We start from the raw sequence: 17,171 nt of genomic DNA on the forward strand, positions 1-17,171 counted from the left end.
TTTAATAGTCCTAACTTTTTGGATTTAAAAGCAGATCGATTGTTGCTTTGCAATCCTTATAATGATATTTACTTATACTATTAATAGAATAATTGCTAGCGGTTGAGAGTTGGTATTTTAATTGATTTAATTCGCCACGGGCAATGGCATTAATGTCTGAGTCTATAGATTTAGAATTAAGCAAGTTTCCTAACTTTTTAATATAAGCTTTTTGTAAATTTCTTCTATAAACATCTACATTTGTTTTTTTATTTATTTCAGAAAATATACCTTTTCTTAGATCTTTAATCATCTGTGTTGGTGTGTATACATCGTTAGAATAAACTACAGAATTTATCATACGTTCTAGAGTACTTTCTCCAAGTATAGTGTTTAACATTCTATTTTGATACTTTAAAACACGTTCGGTGTGTTTTGAAGGATATATATAGGTTAATATATTTTTATCCCATAGCCAATCTTGAGTTTCAAATACATTAGTGTTTAACCATTTTATAGCTCTTCGTTGATATAATTTATCACTCGGTTTATAAACTTCTCCAGATTGATTAGGCTTTTTATTATACTCAAAAACACCACCAATTGTTCCTGCAACATGTCCAGAATACCGACTCCAAACGCTTAACAATTCTCCATATAGTTCTTTTAAATCGTCATAATTATTAGTTTGATCCGATGTCCAATTTTTTAAATTTTTTGCAACAATTTTTAAATTTTGAACTCCATAATCACTCGCTTTAATTTGATCGTTACCAATACCTTCGGTTTGGGCAGAAGGATCAAAACGTTGGGCGCCAAATCTGTAGATGGGGTCGTTTCCTTTTTCTTCAATCCATTTATCTAGGGTCGGTATTTCTGCTTCAGGTGTATTGGCATGTTCAATTTGGCGGTATCCCCAATTAATAGCATAATGGTCATAAGGACCTAATTGTCTAACAAACCGAATGTTTTTATCACCTGGTTGCGCTACATAATTATAACGGGCGTAGTCCATTATGGTGGTTGCAATACCATATTTTTGAGTGAAAGCTCCCGAACGAAGTGAGTCTACAGGGTAGGCATAGCTGGCTGCCATATTATGAGGCAAGCCTAAAGCATGTCCTACTTCGTGAGTAATGACCATACGCATCATTTCTCCAATTTCCTCGTCGGGCGTGTCTAATGTTCTGGCTTTAGGATTTGCTGCACCTGTTTCTATTAAATATCTGTTTCTATACGATCGTAAATGGTTATGGTACCAAATAATATCACTTTCAATAATTTCACCAGAACGTGGATCTTCAACCGATGGGCCTATGGCGTTTCTAGTAGTGCTAGCAACATATCGAATGGAGGAATAGCGAATATCTTCCATACTAAACTCTGGGTCTTCTTCCTTTGTTGGAGGGTATTTTGCAAAAATGGCATTTTTAAAACCAGCAGTTTCAAATACTTTTTGCCAATCCTCGACGCCTTGCTTAATATATTTTCGCAGTTTTTCTGGTGTAGCAGGGTCTAAATAATAAATAATAGGCTTTACAGGTTCTACTAATTCTCCTCTAAAATAGGCCGCTTTATCTTTAGGTTCTAATCGCCACCTTTTTATAAATGTTTTATTTTCAGATTTTAACTTTTCTGAATTGTAATCTATAGTTTTTATAGAAAAATACCCCACTCTTTTATCTAATATTCTAGGCATCATGGGTTTTTTGGGTAATAAAATCATAGATTGGTTGGCTCTAATAGTAATGGTATTAGCCTCACTTACACTAGAAGGAGCCCCAGCTTCAAACGTAAAATCTTGAACAACTTCAATATTTTTCGGAAAACTTTTTATCGTGTTTATAAAACTTCGAGAGGGATCTAATTTTTTAATCTTATAGGTTTCTCTATTTTTACTATTTATCGCACTAATACCTTTTATATCGGTCGAGAAAAATTTGGTAACATCAATTAAAGTTGCTGTAGAATCTGGAGTTTTAGCCTCTATATCGAAGGCGTATAAAACAGGTTCTAAATTATTAGATTTTACGGATAAAGCTATAGGAAGTGAATCATTAGCTATGGCGTTATACGACTTTATTTTAAGTAAAATTTTATTTTTATACTGTTCCCAAACTAATACTTGAGTTTTAATTTTGGAGCCCGCATTTAAATAACCACCTCCAAAACCTGAAGGTAACTTTTTTATACGTGTTACCATTAAAAACTCTCTGTTTAGAAGGCTATCGGGAATTTCATAATAGAAATGATCTTTCGTTTGGTGAACTTTAAATAAGCCCTCGTCGGTATTGGTTGTTTGAGTTACATAATCGGAATAGTTTGTTTGTTTTTCTTTTTTTGATACGAGTTCGGTTTCATCTTTCTTTTTTTTGCTTTTGCGTTGTGCTTTAATGCTAATTGAGAAAAAGAACGATAGTAATAGGGTAAAAGTCCATAGTTTTTTCATAGAAATTAAGATGATTGGTTAAAAATGAATTTTAAGTATGTCGAGTTATTTTATATGTTTAATGAATTAAATAACTTGATAAGTTCGGGATTGGATGGGCGAGGGGCATCGGGACTAATGATATCTCCATTTGGATCTATTAATATAAACCGAGGAATACCTTTTATTTGGTAAGCTTGTATAAAATCGGAACGCCAACCACTATCTGAAAATAATTGAATACCTCCCATGTTTTTATCGGCAATCATTTGTTTCCAATCTAATTTCGCTTTTTCAAAACTACCGCTTCTACCAGCATCATCAACCGAAATACTTACAAACTGTATGTTTTTTCCATGGTATTGTTTTTCTAATGCTTTTAAATGCGGAATTTCAACTTTACAGGGACCGCACCAAGTAGCCCAAATATCGAAATAAGTATATTTTCCTTTTAAATCTGAAAGCGATGTGCTGCCACCATTATAATTTTCATAATCTTTAAAATCAGGTGAAGGGGAGCCTTTTGGAAGTATTTTTAGCAAGGCATGTTTTTCATTATGATATCTTTTGTAAACTTTATACATATTTTCAAATTCAGTATCTATCGTCTGAAAAAAAGCATCGTCTAACCCTGTTTTAGTAGACTTTAACTCAGTATAAGCCGTTTTTAAATCGGTAAAGGCTTTATCAAAATCTTCTTCAGATTTCGACATTAAATCTTCGGTTAAATATTGTTCTTGTAGCCTTATATTTTCAATATAAAAATTATTCTTGTCAGCATCATTTCCTGAAAAAATTAAGGTTTCATTAAATTTATCAGCATCAAAATTTAAAGTGGTAGTGTTATTATTTTTCAGATAAATATTGGCATATTCATTGCCATCAGTAAACATATACTGACCTTCTTTTACATTTAATGTGTCAGAAAAAGTACCGTCTGCATTTACTTTTATTTCTTTTTTATAACCTTCTCTATTTAGTATGGTTATTGTTTTAGTTGGATTGGAATTTAAAACGTTTCCTGTAAGCGTAACATAGTTTTTTGGCTTCGATTCGCAAGCTAAAATGGCTAAAGCTAATACGGCTAGTATATATATTTTCATATTTAAAGTTTATGGGTAAGTTTGTTATAGTCCACGATTTCAGGAATAATGTTTAGTGCGAATAATTCTTTTTGCACGTGATTTAATGTATCTTTATCTATTAATTCTTGAGACCATTCGGTTATACTTAACCAATCTTGAACATCGTTTAATTGTTGTTCGTAACGGTTTGCAATGGTTTTATCAATAGAAGGAATATCTTTAAATTCTGAAGTGGTATTATTTATAATTTCAAGAATTGTTTTTAATTCAGCTTCATTATTTTTAATAAAATCTTCTCGAACTGCAATAACAAAACAGGGCCATGGGGATGGGCAATTATCAATTCGTCTAAAAACACCGCGATCTACTAAGGGTTTTGTTGTGAATTTTTCCCATAAAAAGTAATCGGCTGTTCCGTTGGTTAAACCTTCCACAGCGCCGTCAAGATTTTTAATGACTTCAAAATCAAGATCTTTTTCTAAATCCCAATTATTATTTTGTGCGTTTATATAAGCCATTAAATGCGAGCCCGAACCATAACGACTAATGGCTGCTTTGGTGCCTTTTAAATCCTCAACGGTTTGATACGTGGAGTTTTGAGCTACGTGAACGCCCCAATTTAACGGTGTTTTTACAAAAGTTTGTACTATTTTACTTGGGTTTCCGTCAATAATATCTTTTACAATACCTTCGGTAAGTATTACGGCAATATCGATTTCGCTATTCCGTAAAGCTTTGCACATGGCACCGGTTCCTCCATAATAATCTTCCCAACGTAAATTGATATTTTGGTCTTTATACTCACCGTTTTTTAGGGTTAAATACCAAGCTAAATTAAAGTGCTCTGGTACACCTCCAATAGTTACTTTTTTCATGTTTATGACTTGCTATTCAATAATCTTATTAAGAGAAAATTGAATTAAATTATTAATAATTTGCTCGGGGTCTTTGCTAAACGTACCGTTTGCCCGATTGGCAATAATGGCATTTAGTGATACGGCGCGATGCCCTAATAGTTTTGATAAACCATAAATAGCCGACGTTTCCATTTCGAGATTAGTAATGCGGAAATCTTTAAATTTGAAAGCATCAATTTTTGAATTTAATTCTGAATCTTGAAGCCCCAAACGAAGAACTCGACCTTGTGGGCCATAAAACCCGTTTGCCGTTACTGTTATGCCTTGAAAAAGTGTTTGACCTCCATCTTGGAATCTTTCAGCTAAATCTTTACTATGTTCTATAACAATTGGTCGCGCTTTATTTGGGTGCCAGTTGGTTTGCTTAATAAAAGCATTTTCAATGTCTGGATGCGATATATTTTCTGTTTTATATGAATGAAGCATGCCGTTAATGTCCATCCCGTGAGAACTCATTAAAAACGAATCTACAGGAATATCACTTTGTAAGGATCCCGATGTTCCAATTCTGATAATATCGAGACTTTCCAATGCTTTATTAATCGTTCTGCTTTCTAAATTAATATTTACTAATGCATCTAATTCGTTTAAAACAATATCGATATTATCTGCACCAATCCCCGTAGAAATCACTGTTAATCGTTTGCCTTTATAATGTCCTGTTTGGGTTTTAAATTCTCGTTTATGGGTTGTAAACTCTATAGAATCGAAATGTGCTGTTATTTTAGAAACACGATCGGGGTCTCCAACAAATATGATGGTTTTTGCAATGTTCTCGGGTCTCAAATTGAGATGATATACGCTACCGTCGGGGTTTAATATAAGTTCGGATTCTTTAATTGGCATTTGATACCGTTTTTACTAATTTATTTAGTTTTTTATTAAACTGAAAATCATGTTTTTTAACACCTCCATAGATCATTTGATTATCGAGTTCAGCTGAAAAATTACGCTGTCCTAAAAGTGCCTCATGGCCTTTTCTATTAAGGGTTAGGCTATGTTCTTCTTCTGAATAGAAAATATTTAATTTATCTATAATTCTTATTAATTGAAGTTCTGTATAACCATAATAACCTTGATAATTAACCGCATAGCCTAGCAAATGATGTTTAGATTTTATAGCGTTATTTTTTATTATTTTTAAAATGTTACGCTCTAAAATATTTAAGCCATCTTCCGAATTAGGAAAGCGTTCCAAATGAGCTTTTAAGCAGTTGCTTAAATATTCAAAACTAGAACTTTTTACAATGAAAGGTTTTAACAGGTTATGATCTTTTCCACAGTAAATGCCCCAAATTGTTGTAATTAAATCAATATCTTTAAGAGGCAAAAGTATGGGGTTTTTATAAAGATTTAAAAACTGGTTACGGCTTAATTCTATTAGGGTTTTAAAGGTTTTACTTCCTTTAGTACGCCCGCTAGAAACTATATAAATGGGGATATTAATTTTTAGTTCATGTAACAGGTTAATAACCGCAATCATATTCATATGGCAAAATAGATGATATTCAAACCATAAAACAATTTTATAATATTTGTTGTTGGCATCTTCAAGCTTTTTAACCTCTGTATCTACTTGGTTTAAATCTAGGTCGATATTATAAAAATCATTAAGAAATTTACATCTAAAGTCTATAAAATCTTGTTTGTATATTTGTTCTAAAGTAGGACCTTCGCAAATTATTTCTTGCCATGTTAATCGCTCGCCTTCAATTTCTAATTCATTTAAACGTGAGGTAACACGCCCACCATTAGTGATATGTAAAACTTGTTTGTCCATAGAGTTATCCTCCAACTCGTTTTACGTTAAAGCCCTTTGCTTTTAACATAGCCATAATTTTATCCCTGTAATCACCTTGGATAATAATTTTATCATCCTTAAAACTTCCACCAACACTAAGTTTTGTTTTAATGTCTTTAGCTAAGGTTTTAAAATCTTTAGTAGCTCCAGTATAGCCTTCTAAAATAGTGATAGGCTTACCTTTTCGTTTTTCGTATTTGCATAAAATAGGATCATCTTGCATCCATATATCAGAGGCTTTTTGTTCACTTTCAGTTGATTCTTCCTCAACATGATCTGGAAATAAGTTTTTTAGTTGGTCTTGTAAATCCATGGTTTAAGTATCAGTTACAATATTAAGTAGGGGTTTAATTTTGGTTTATTGTATTAAATTACGAGCAGTAATTATTTTTTAAGCCCAAGCTCTATTAAGCGCTCGGTTAAAAATTCACCAGCCGTAATATCATCAAATTGTTTTGGATTATTTTCATCTATACAACTATCTAAAACATCTAATTCCATGGCACTAATTGGATGCATAAAAAATGGAATTGAGTAGCGTGAAGTGCCCCAAAGTTCTTTAGGAGGATTTACAACACGGTGTATGGTAGATTTTAGCTTATTATTGGTATGCCTAGAGAGCATATCGCCAACATTAATCATTAATTCATCAGCTTCGGCAATGGCATCAATCCATTCGCCTTTATGGTTCTGCACTTGTAGCCCCCGACCTTGAGCCCCCATTAAAAGTGTAATTAAATTAATATCTCCATGAGCAGCGGCACGCACGGCCTCTTTAGGTTCTTCCGTTATTGGAGGATAATGTATTGGGCGCAAAATGGAGTTTCCGTTGTGTATATAATTATCGAAATACGTTTCCTCTAAATTTAAATGCAATGCTAATGCACGGAGTACATACTTCGCCGTTTTCTCTAGCATTTTATAGGTTTCTTGTCCTGTTTTATTAAATTCAGGAAGTTCCTTAACAATAACATTATCTGGATATTCGGCTTTTAATGCGTCATTATCATCAACATATTGTCCAAAATGCCAAAACTCTTTTAAATCGCCTTCTTTTTTTCCTTTAGCACTTTCTTTTCCGAAGGATACATAACCCCGTTGTCCTCCAATACCAGGAATTTCGTATTTTTTTTTAGTTTCAGTAGGTAAGTCGAAAAAGCTTTTTACTTGTTCGTATAAATTTTTTACAAGCACATCATCTAGAAAATGACCTTTTAGTGCCACAAATCCAATGTCTTCATAGGCTTTACCTATAGCATCTACAAATTGTTGTTTTTTATGTTTACTACCCGAAGTAAAATCTTTTAAATTAACGCTAGGTATTATGCTCATTATATATTAATTTATTAGTCGTATTACAAATGTACAAAAACATTAGTGAGTTTGATAAACACGATTTTCCTTCATAATTAAGCTATTTATAAAACAAGGCGTAAATTATTTTATTCTATGTAGTTAACATTTCACTTGTTTATTATAAGGTTTAAACTTTAAAGGCTTGCAGCCATGCTCTGGGTTAAAACACCTTGAAATTTATATTAATAAGGGTTATGTTAGAATTTATTAGGAATAAATGAAATAATTGGCTGTAATTTAGTGAAATATAAAAAGTGTTTATTTTCATAATAATGAAAAAATAGCTTATTAAACTCATCTTAATTCAGAAAATCTAATTGATTATTAGGTTGTATAGCGGCTGTGATGAAGATTATTTCGTTAAAAAAAACTATTTTTAATGAATTAAATTAAATATAATTTACGATTTATTTAACAGTTCAATCCTAATAATATTGTTTTTTTTTAACGAAATCCTGTTTAAGGAATGATTATTGTATTAATTTTTTACTAAATTGAAATGTGTATAATTGTGTTTTAAATGATAACATTTATCTTTGAAACTAATTGTAGCAAATTTGTGACCTATTATAATTTAAAGACGCTGAAAGACCAATGAAGTTTTATTTTTCATTTTTTATATTTTTACTTTTCACTATATCTAGTTTTGCCCAAATAGATAGTAGAAATAATAAATCGACTCCATTTCCTGTTATAGAAAGTGAAAAAGATTCTTTAAAAGCTGAAATACCGAAACCTTCAACGCCTATTGAAGCTAAAAGTAATCCTTTAAATGGTATGAATGCGCCAAGAGTTTCAACAGATTTAAGCACACCCAAACGACAAATTTCGATGTTTCCTGAAGAAGAATTTGGAAATCCAGGAGAGTTGTATACCAAAAACTTAGACCGGCAAAAAACAGCTGTATTACCTGACGGCTATGGAGAAAATGCTGGTTTAAAAAAAGATGCTTTTTGGGGAGATTACCATACAAAATCATTATATGTTCAAATTAAATACAGAGATTATAGTGCTGTTGATGGCGATTTACTGCGCATTTTTGTTAATGATGATGTATTAAGGTCTAATGTTCATTTAGGTCGTGGTTTTAGTGGTTTTAGGTTGAAGTTAAAAGAAGGCGCTAATAAAATTGAATTTTTTGCTATTAATACTGGGGCTTCTGGGCCTAACACCGCAGAATATCGTATTGAAGATGAAACAGGTGCTGTTATTGCTAATAAAGTTTGGGCACTAGAAAAAGGCGTAAGAGTTAGTGTGGTGGTAATTAAAGATTAAGACTTCTTATTCGATTATTAAAGAAATTGACTGCGTTCTGCTTTTGAAGGCATTCTGCAAGTTTCCTTTTTTCCAAGTATTTTATATCGGTATTTTGAAATATAAAAATATATAAAATCTCTAATAAAAGCAGGTATTATCAAAAGCGCGTTTCCTAAAAACTTATATTTAGGATTGATGTATTTTATGGCGTATAAAATAGCTTTAGATTTATCATACACCATACCATTTTCAAAAAAATAAATAGTTGAAAACGTATTGCCAAGCGCAATATCATGTTTTTCTAAAATTTCACGAGCCGTATTCGATTGAAGGGAACAAAAAAAAAGTTGTTTCTGCTTATCGCGTTTAATGACAAAATCTACAAAACCATTACACAAATTACAAACACCGTCAAAAAATATTATTTTTTTATCAGCTTGAAGTGTTGTATTTGCATTGGATTCTAAAGACATTTTTTGCAATTTATTTGTTTGTCATGATTTTTATATGAACATTACAACGTATTTAAATCTCATATTTTAGTCTTTAATACCTCAATACTATTACAAACGTCCATGAACTTTTTCTGTTAAAACACCTTTTACATCATATAAAATACCATTTGGTTTTAATAAACTATTCCAATTTTGATTTAAAAATTCTTTATGTGCCACGGTAAGCACAATAACATCAAAGGCGCCTTTTGGAAGCTCTTTTAATGTATCCAAATTATACTCGTGTTTTACTTCATCCACATTCGCCCAAGGATCATAAATAGACATATCGGTTTCATAACTTTTTAATTCGTTAATGACATCTACGGCTTTGGTATTTCGTACATCAGGGCAGTTTTCTTTAAACGTAATGCCTAAATTCAGAATTTTAGCACCTTTAATCGCGATGTCGTTTTTCACCATTAATTTAACAATTTCAGAAGCGACGTATTGTGCCATGCCATCGTTTACGCGACGCCCAGCCAAAATAATTTCTGGATGATACCCAATTTCTTGCGCTTTTTGAGCCAAATAATAAGGATCCACACCAATACAATGTCCGCCAACAAGTCCTGGTTTAAAAGGTAAAAAGTTCCATTTTGTACCCGCTGCTTCCAAAATAGCATGTGTATCGATATGCATTAAATTAAATATTTTTGCCAGCTCGTTTACAAAAGCAATATTAATATCGCGCTGCGAGTTTTCAATCACTTTAGCCGCTTCTGCCACTTTTATGGAAGGCGCAAGGTGCGTACCAGCAGTAATCACACTAGCATATAAAGCATTTACTTTTTCACCTATTTCAGGTGTAGAACCCGAGGTGACTTTTAAAATTTTTTCAATGGTATGTACTTTATCTCCGGGATTAATGCGCTCTGGAGAATAGCCAGCGAAAAAATCTTTATTAAATTTTAATCCGCTTATTTTTTCTAATATAGGTACACATTCATCCTCTGTAGCCCCTGGATATACGGTAGATTCATAAATAACAATATCACCTATTTTTAAGACTTCTCCTATGGTTTTACTCGCAGCATAAAGCGGCGTTAAATCGGGTTTGTTGTTTTTATCAATAGGGGTGGGAACCGTGACAATATAGTAATTACTATCTTTAATATCTTCAATATTGGAGGAACAAATTAATCCAATATCATCATTTTTAGTCGGTTTTAAAACCGATTTTAATAGCTCAGACTCAATCTCTAATGTGGCATCGTATCCTTTAGATAAATTGTTAATTCTAGTTTGGTTAATATCAAAACCAACCACATTATATTTGGTAGCAAACAATCTAGCTAGTGGCAATCCCACGTAACCTAAACCTATTATCGTAATTTTTGTATTCTTCATTATCTTTTTAACGGTTGTTTTTTTACCAAAATTATAAGTTATTCCAATACCAAGCTACTGCATCTTTGAGTCCCGTTTTTATATCAAACTCAGGTTTGTAATGTAGTAATCGTTTCGCCTTGTCTATCGATGCTAAAGAATGTGGAATATCTCCGACTCGATTTTCTCTATATTTAATGTCCACCGTTTTAATATTTTTATCAAATTCAGATAAATAATCTTTCAATAAAACGGTTAATTCTTTTAAAGTCGTCCGTTCACCAAAAGCTACATTGTAGACTGTATTTAATGCGTCTTCATTATTGGTTGTGAGTGCTCTAAAATTCATTTGTACCACATTATCAATATAGGTAAAATCACGAGAATAACTTCCGTCTCCATTAATAACAGGCGATTCCAAATTTATAAACTGCTGTACAAATTTAGGAATTACCGCAGCATAGGCGCCATTTGGATCTTGGCGTCTGCCAAAAACATTAAAATAACGTAACCCAACCACATCTAAATTATAGGTGGTATGAAAAATATCGGCATAAAGTTCGTTTACGTATTTGGTAATGGCATAGGGCGATAAGGGTTTTCCAATAATATCTTCGGTTTTAGGAAGCGCTTCATGATCGCCATAAGTTGAAGAACTTGCCGCATAAACAAAACGATTTACCCCAGCATCTCTGGCAGCAACCAGCATGTTTAAAAACCCTGAAACATTAACGTCATTCGTTGTAATAGGATCGTTAATAGAGCGGGGGACGGATCCCAATGCCGCTTCATGTAAAACATAATCTACGTTTTTACATGCTTTATGACAATCGTCTAATTGTCTAATATCGCCTTCAATTAAGGTGAAATTGGGGTTTATTAAAAAAGGTTTGATATTGGCTTTTTTTCCAGTAGAAAAATTATCTAAACAGGTAACCTTAACGTTTCCTTTTAATAAAAATTCACATAAATTAGAACCAATAAAACCTGCGCCACCGGTTACTAAAACATGTTTTTCTTCTAAAGTTTTTATTAAGTTAAGATCCATTATATTCGGTTTAAAATACTTTCAAACAAATATGTGAAAAATATATCAAACTTGCTTAATAAACTCTCATTATGCTCGTTTTTTTCTAATAAAAAGGAGATTATTATAAAAAACGAAATCCAATTTAAGATTCTGAAGAAAATAGATAAAAAGTATTGTTGTGAATCATCAATTTTTATGATAGTTTTAGCGAAACAAAATAGAAAAGCACTAAGCTCTTTAACTCAAAATAAATGCCAACAAAAAACAAAATTTATCTATCGTCACCGCATTTAGGTAAAAACGAACAGAACTATGTTAGCGAGGCGTTTGCAACCAACTGGATAGCACCATTAGGTCCAAATATAACCGCTTTTGAAGACGACATTAAAACGTATTTGGGTTCAAAAAATGAAGTTGCGGTTTTAAGTTCTGGAACGGCAGCAATACATTTGGCTTTAGATTTAATTGGTGTTCGTAAGGGCGATGAAGTTATTTGCCAAAGTTTTACATTTTCGGCATCAGCCAATCCTATTTTGTATTTAGGAGCCACGCCCATTTTTGTGGATAGTGAAAAGGAGACCTGGAATATGTCGCCAGAACTCTTGGAATTCGCCATTAAAGACCGAATAAAAAAAGGAAAGAAGCCCAAAGCTATTATTGCGGTTCATTTATATGGTATGCCTTATAAAGCCGATGAAATACATGCTATAGCTAGTCAATATGAAATTCCGATTATTGAAGATAGTGCCGAAGCGTTGGGGAGTATGTATAAAAATCAAGCCTGTGGTATACTTTCCGATTTTGGAATATTTTCCTTTAACGGAAATAAAATAATAACAACCTCTGCCGGAGGCGCCTTAATTACCAAAACTAAAAACTTAAAGGAAAAAGCTGTGTTTTTAGCCACACAGGCTAGGGATGATGCACCACATTATCAGCACTCTCAAATAGGTTATAATTATAGAATGAGTAATGTTTTAGCAGGAATAGGGCGTGGGCAAATGGAAGTTTTAAATCAACGTGTTTTAGCAAGACGAGCCAATTATGAATTTTACAAAGAAGGTTTAGCTGCTTTTGATAACATCGAATTTCTTGAAGAACCTACAGGTTTTTATTCCAACAGATGGCTGACTTGTATAAAAACAGATCGCTATGAAACTCGTGAAACATTGCGCTTAGCGCTTTTGGATGATAATATTGAAGCCAGACCTTTATGGAAACCCTTACACAAACAACCTCTGTTTAAGGATTGTTTAAGTTTTACAAATGGCACATCGGAAGAGCTTTTTGAAAAAGGACTTTGCTTGCCAAGCGGATCCAATTTAACAAAAACAGATTTAAATCGAATTTTAGAAATATTGATACCATCGTTAAAATAACCACGGTATCAATATTATTTATTTGATTACAAAAACTAATTTGCATAAAAATCAAAAGCATCCAATATCACCTTATCATCAACTAAACAGTCAATTTTAGTCACGCCAATCGCTTCTAATAGCACGAAGTTAATATTACCGTGGTTGTTTTTCTTATCGTATTTAAGCAATTCAATAATTTCAGGAATTTCAGTTTTTTCAATATCAATTTTCCCGTAATATCCAATAAACAACGCTTTAATACTTTCTGTGGTTTCTTTAGGAAAACCAGCTAATTCTGTAGAAATATAGCAAGCTAAAATCATACCAACAACAACAGCTTCACCATGCAATAAGGTGGTTTTATTCGGGTTGCTTAAAAAGTAAGATTCTATAGCGTGGCCTAAAGTATGTCCGAAGTTTAAGGTTTTTCTCAGTCCGTTTTCAAAAGGATCTTCTTCAACAACATCTCTTTTTATTTCAACAGATTCATAAATTAATGCGTCTAAATCGTCCAATGATAATTTCGATAAATCTTGAAATTTATTCCAATACGTTTCCCCTGTAATTAAACCATGTTTTAACATTTCGGCTAAGCCAGAACGCATTTGGTTGGTTTCTAAAGTGTTTAAATATTTAGTATCAATTAAGACTAAATCGGGGTTACTAATAACACCCACTTGGTTTTTTAAGTGCCCTAAATCCACACCTGTTTTTCCTCCAACCGAGGCATCGACCATAGAAAGTAGGGTAGTAGGTACGTTAATATAAGCAATACCGCGTTTAAAGGTACAGGCTACAAAACCACCAAGATCTGTAATAACGCCACCACCAATATTAATAAGTAAACTTTTTCGGTCGGCATCCAATTCCGATAAGGCATTCCAAACACCAACACAAGTGTCAATTGTTTTGTTAATTTCTCCGGATTCTATCTCTATAATTTCAATAACAGCCGTCGTTTCCATCTGTTCTAAGAATAGTGGTAAACAAAGTTGGTGTGTGTTTTCATCAACCAAAATAAAAACTTTAGAAAAATTATTTTCTTTAAGATGTTTATTTAGAGAAGAATAACAAGTGCTATTAAAATGTATCGTACAGTTTTTTGTGCGTATAGAATCCATAAAATATTAAACGTTTTAAGCCTGTAAAATTAAGGAGATTTTATATAAAATGATAACTTAGGTATAATTATATTTACAAAAATAAAATTGAAAAAGATGAATACGGATTTAATCTTCAATAACACAGAAATTGCTTTTTCCTTGAAAAGTGATTCCGAGCTTGAACGTGCTTATTTTTTGTTTAAAATGATCTCTATTGAGCCTCTAGTTCGTATTGGAACCGCAGCGACCAATTTCGCATTAAAAGCACATTTGCCTATTGAGGGGTTAATTAGGTCCACGGTTTTCGATCATTTTTGTGGCGGTGTAAGTGAAGACGATTGCTTGCCCGTAATTAAAAAAATGTATGAAAAAGGCGTGAGCTCTGTGTTAGATTATTCTGTGGAAGGTAAAGAAAATGAGCAAGAATTTGATGCCGCCATGGAAAAAGTATTAAAAATCATGGAGTTTTCTAAAAACCTAAAAGCCATCCCTATTGCGGTTTTTAAACCCACTGGTTTTGGACGTTTTTATTTATTTGAAAAACTATCTAAAGGTGCTATTTTAACAGAAAAAGAACAAGCAGAATGGGATCGAATTGTTGCCCGTTTTGATAAAGTATGCGAAAAAGGAAAAGCTTATGATGTTGCCGTTTTAATTGATGCAGAAGAAAGTTGGATGCAAGGAGCTGCCGATGTATTGGTTCGTGATATGATGGTGAAATATAATACCGAAAAGCCTATTGTTTTTAATACCTTACAAATGTATCGCCACGACAGAATGGATTTTTTAAAGAGCGAACATGAAAAAGCAAAGGCCGGACATTATTATTTAGGTTATAAATTGGTTCGCGGTGCTTATATGGAAAAAGAAAATGACAGAGCTGAAGAACAGGACTATCCGACACCAATTTGTAAAAGCAAGGCGGCTACCGACGAAAATTTTAATGTGGCCCTTAACTATATGCTAGAAAACATAAATGACATGTCTGTTTTTGCTGGAACACATAACGAAGATAGCTCGTATATGCTTATGAAACTTATGGAAAGTAAAGGCATAGCGAATAATGATGCCCGCGTTTGGTTTGGCCAATTATACGGAATGAGCGACCATATAAGTTACAATTTAGCCGACAAAGGTTATAACGTTGCTAAATATATGCCATTTGGCCCCGTGAAAGATGTGATGCCTTATTTAATACGCCGGGCGGAAGAAAACACCTCGGTTGCAGGACAAACTGGTCGGGAATTAGCCCTTTTAAGTATAGAAAAACAGCGTAGAAAAAATCTTTAATTAGAAATATAACTTTTTAAAATAGCCTTTACCTCATGATGCGGTGTAAAGGCATTTATTTTAAATAACCGTTCTAAGAAATCAAGCGAAAAGTGGTGTTCCTGTTTTTTCTTAACTAATAAAATATCTTTATTTGTTGTTGCGAGCAAGGTTTCGTTATCTGAAAATAAATCTTCATAAACTTTTTCACCGGGTCTTAATTCCGAAAATTGCACATCTACGTCTTTTTTATTACAAAATAGAATTAAACGTTCTACTAAATCAATGATTTTAATAGGATTTCCCATATTGAAAGTAAACAGATTACTTTTCTCATGATTATCGTTTGTCAATTCTAATATTAAATGACAAGCTTTTTGGGTATTGATAAAGTACCGAGAAATTGCCTTGTTGGTTATTATTAACGGTTTTCCCATTTCAATACGTTTTTTAAAAAGAGGTACTACCGATCCGTTGGAGCCCAATACATTTCCAAATCTCGTGGTTAAAAAACGTGTTTGGCTTTTTTCTGATAGAGACATTAAATAATCGGTTGCAATCCGTTTAGAAATCCCCATAACACTTTTTGGGTTTACAGCTTTATCTGTAGAAATAAAAATGAATTTCTTAACGTTATGGATATGCGCTAAATCGGCTAATCGTTTGGTTCCAGAAATATTAACTTTAATAGATTCGAAAGGATTGGCTTCCATTAATGGCACGTGTTTATAAGCCGCAGCATGCAGTATTATCGTTGGTTTATAAGTTTCAAAAAGGTGCTGTATCGCATCTTTCTCAGTAATATTAAGGATTAAGAAATGAATGTTCGATGCGTTTTCAAATTCGGGTTCATTAATTAAATGGTACAACGGAGATTCTGCAATATCAATTAAAATCAGTTTTTTGTATTGACAATTTATAAGTTGTTTAGAAAGTTCGCTACCAATAGATCCAGCAGCTCCGGTAATTAAAATAGTTTCGTTTGAAAAATTAAAATTGGAAATGTTTTGGGTAGGAATTCCTTCTTCGGGAAATAATCCCGAATTTTTTAATAATTGATCTATTTGATTAATGGTTGCTGTATTCATTAATTATTTCGGAAGCTTTTTTTATATCGTTTAAAAGGAGGTTTTAATAATTTTGATTATTTTTTAATTATCAAACCCATATTTTCTAAAGGTTAGATTTATTCTTGAGCCTTTATATTTTGGGTTTATTGGAAGACTATGTTCGTATTGCTCTTGGCAATGCTCTCCCATAATTATTAAACTTCCATTTTTTAAGGTTTGCGACAGTTCTTGTTTACTTTCTTTTTCTCTAAACTTAAATTCCCGTTCTTCCCCCAAACTTATTGAAGAAATAATAGAGGTATCACCAAAGGCCGAAAAATCTGAATGAAAATCAACTCCAGAATTTCCATCCGGATAACATATTAGCACACAAACTTCAAACTTTTGCTTTGTAAATTTTTCAATTTTATTTTGTAGTTTTTTCAGGCTTTCTGTCCAAGCCCGAGTTGGTCCCCAATGTTCTTCTGGAAATCTGTTAGTAACAAGAAGATTTTCATCTAAAAACATCATTTTACCAAAATTAACATCATGCGTTATTCCGTCTGCCGTTTTAGGGCTAAAGTCTGTTTTTTCAACAATATCGATTAGCTCCGCAAATAATGTATTAGCACAGTCTTGCTCTAAAAAATCACTAAAATATTCAACTTCACAGTTTAAAGGTAACTTCATTTTGTTTGAAGATTTCTTTTGGG

At 32.6% G+C, this 17,171-nt stretch carries 16 protein-coding genes; 3 read left to right on the plus strand and 13 right to left on the minus strand.

What is annotated here, in order from left to right:
- Nucleotides 1–10: 10 nt before the first annotated feature.
- The 7 genes from FQU21_RS05045 to FQU21_RS05075 form a co-directional block, all read right to left on the minus strand.
- Entirely contained in the window at nt 11–2,428 is a 2,418-nt protein-coding gene (locus FQU21_RS05045) for a zinc-dependent metalloprotease (protein ID WP_147676898.1), read from the minus strand.
- Between the two features lie 50 nt (nt 2,429–2,478).
- A complete protein-coding gene (locus tag FQU21_RS05050) occupies nt 2,479–3,510 on the minus strand; it encodes a TlpA family protein disulfide reductase (RefSeq protein ID WP_147676899.1) in 1,032 nt (343 codons plus the stop codon).
- A 2-nt stretch (nt 3,511–3,512) separates the two neighbouring features.
- The gene (locus FQU21_RS05055) at nt 3,513–4,367 is read right to left on the minus strand and encodes a substrate-binding domain-containing protein (protein ID WP_147676900.1); all 855 of its coding nucleotides are present in this window, start codon (nt 4,365–4,367) and stop codon (nt 3,513–3,515) included.
- 12 nt (nt 4,368–4,379) lie between these two features.
- On the minus strand, nt 4,380–5,255 hold the full coding sequence (locus tag FQU21_RS05060; protein WP_147676901.1) for a nucleoside phosphorylase: 876 nt from the start codon (nt 5,253–5,255) through the stop codon (nt 4,380–4,382).
- Complete coding sequence (locus FQU21_RS05065) at nt 5,245–6,189, minus strand: DUF1835 domain-containing protein (protein WP_147676902.1); 945 nt, start codon at nt 6,187–6,189, stop codon at nt 5,245–5,247. Before FQU21_RS05065 ends, FQU21_RS05060 begins: the two co-directional genes overlap by 11 nt.
- Nucleotides 6,190–6,193: 4 nt before the next feature.
- Entirely contained in the window at nt 6,194–6,523 is a 330-nt protein-coding gene (locus FQU21_RS05070; protein ID WP_147676903.1) for a translation initiation factor, read from the minus strand.
- A gap of 71 nt (nt 6,524–6,594) precedes the next feature.
- Nucleotides 6,595–7,542, minus strand: a complete 948-nt coding sequence (locus FQU21_RS05075; protein ID WP_147676904.1) for an isopenicillin N synthase family dioxygenase — start codon at nt 7,540–7,542, stop codon at nt 6,595–6,597.
- A 618-nt stretch (nt 7,543–8,160) separates the two neighbouring features.
- On the opposite strand from FQU21_RS05075, the gene FQU21_RS05080 reads away from it, so the two are divergent.
- Nucleotides 8,161–8,841 carry a hypothetical protein gene (locus tag FQU21_RS05080; RefSeq protein WP_147676905.1) on the plus strand — a complete coding sequence of 227 codons (681 nt, stop codon included), beginning with the start codon at nt 8,161–8,163 and terminating at the stop codon, nt 8,839–8,841.
- A gap of 17 nt (nt 8,842–8,858) precedes the next feature.
- Here the strand turns inward: FQU21_RS05080 and FQU21_RS05085 are convergent, their stop codons facing one another.
- From FQU21_RS05085 to FQU21_RS05095, 3 genes are all read right to left on the minus strand, one after another.
- A complete protein-coding gene (locus tag FQU21_RS05085) occupies nt 8,859–9,296 on the minus strand; it encodes a thiol-disulfide oxidoreductase DCC family protein (RefSeq protein WP_147676906.1) in 438 nt (145 codons plus the stop codon).
- Nucleotides 9,297–9,386: 90 nt separating this feature from the next.
- Complete coding sequence (locus FQU21_RS05090; protein ID WP_147676907.1) at nt 9,387–10,667, minus strand: nucleotide sugar dehydrogenase; 1,281 nt, start codon at nt 10,665–10,667, stop codon at nt 9,387–9,389.
- 31 nt (nt 10,668–10,698) lie between these two features.
- The gene (locus FQU21_RS05095) at nt 10,699–11,694 is read right to left on the minus strand and encodes an SDR family oxidoreductase (protein WP_147676908.1); all 996 of its coding nucleotides are present in this window, start codon (nt 11,692–11,694) and stop codon (nt 10,699–10,701) included.
- Nucleotides 11,695–11,927: 233 nt separating this feature from the next.
- On the opposite strand from FQU21_RS05095, the gene FQU21_RS05100 reads away from it, so the two are divergent.
- On the plus strand, nt 11,928–13,055 hold the full coding sequence (locus FQU21_RS05100; protein WP_147676909.1) for a DegT/DnrJ/EryC1/StrS family aminotransferase: 1,128 nt from the start codon (nt 11,928–11,930) through the stop codon (nt 13,053–13,055).
- Nucleotides 13,056–13,090: 35 nt separating this feature from the next.
- Here FQU21_RS05100 and aroB read toward each other — a convergent pair whose 3' ends face one another.
- A complete protein-coding gene (gene aroB / locus FQU21_RS05105) occupies nt 13,091–14,158 on the minus strand; it encodes a 3-dehydroquinate synthase (protein WP_147676910.1) in 1,068 nt (355 codons plus the stop codon).
- Between the two features lie 96 nt (nt 14,159–14,254).
- Between aroB and FQU21_RS05110 the strand changes: the two genes are divergently transcribed.
- A complete protein-coding gene (locus FQU21_RS05110) occupies nt 14,255–15,430 on the plus strand; it encodes a proline dehydrogenase family protein (protein WP_147676911.1) in 1,176 nt (391 codons plus the stop codon).
- Here FQU21_RS05110 and FQU21_RS05115 read toward each other — a convergent pair.
- Together FQU21_RS05115 and FQU21_RS05120 are read right to left on the minus strand one after the other, a co-directional pair.
- Nucleotides 15,427–16,497 (minus strand): UDP-N-acetylglucosamine 4,6-dehydratase, encoded by a 1,071-nt coding sequence (locus FQU21_RS05115; protein WP_147676912.1) that lies wholly within the window; start codon nt 16,495–16,497, stop codon nt 15,427–15,429. The genes FQU21_RS05110 and FQU21_RS05115 overlap by 4 nt on opposite strands.
- A 63-nt stretch (nt 16,498–16,560) precedes the next feature.
- Nucleotides 16,561–17,148: an alpha-ketoglutarate-dependent dioxygenase AlkB gene (locus FQU21_RS05120; protein ID WP_147676913.1), complete on the minus strand. Its 588-nt coding sequence runs from the start codon at nt 17,146–17,148 to the stop codon at nt 16,561–16,563.
- Nucleotides 17,149–17,171 lie beyond the last annotated feature (23 nt).

The organism is Algibacter pacificus (genome assembly GCF_008033385.1).
GTDB classification, from domain to species: domain Bacteria; phylum Bacteroidota; class Bacteroidia; order Flavobacteriales; family Flavobacteriaceae; genus Algibacter; species Algibacter pacificus.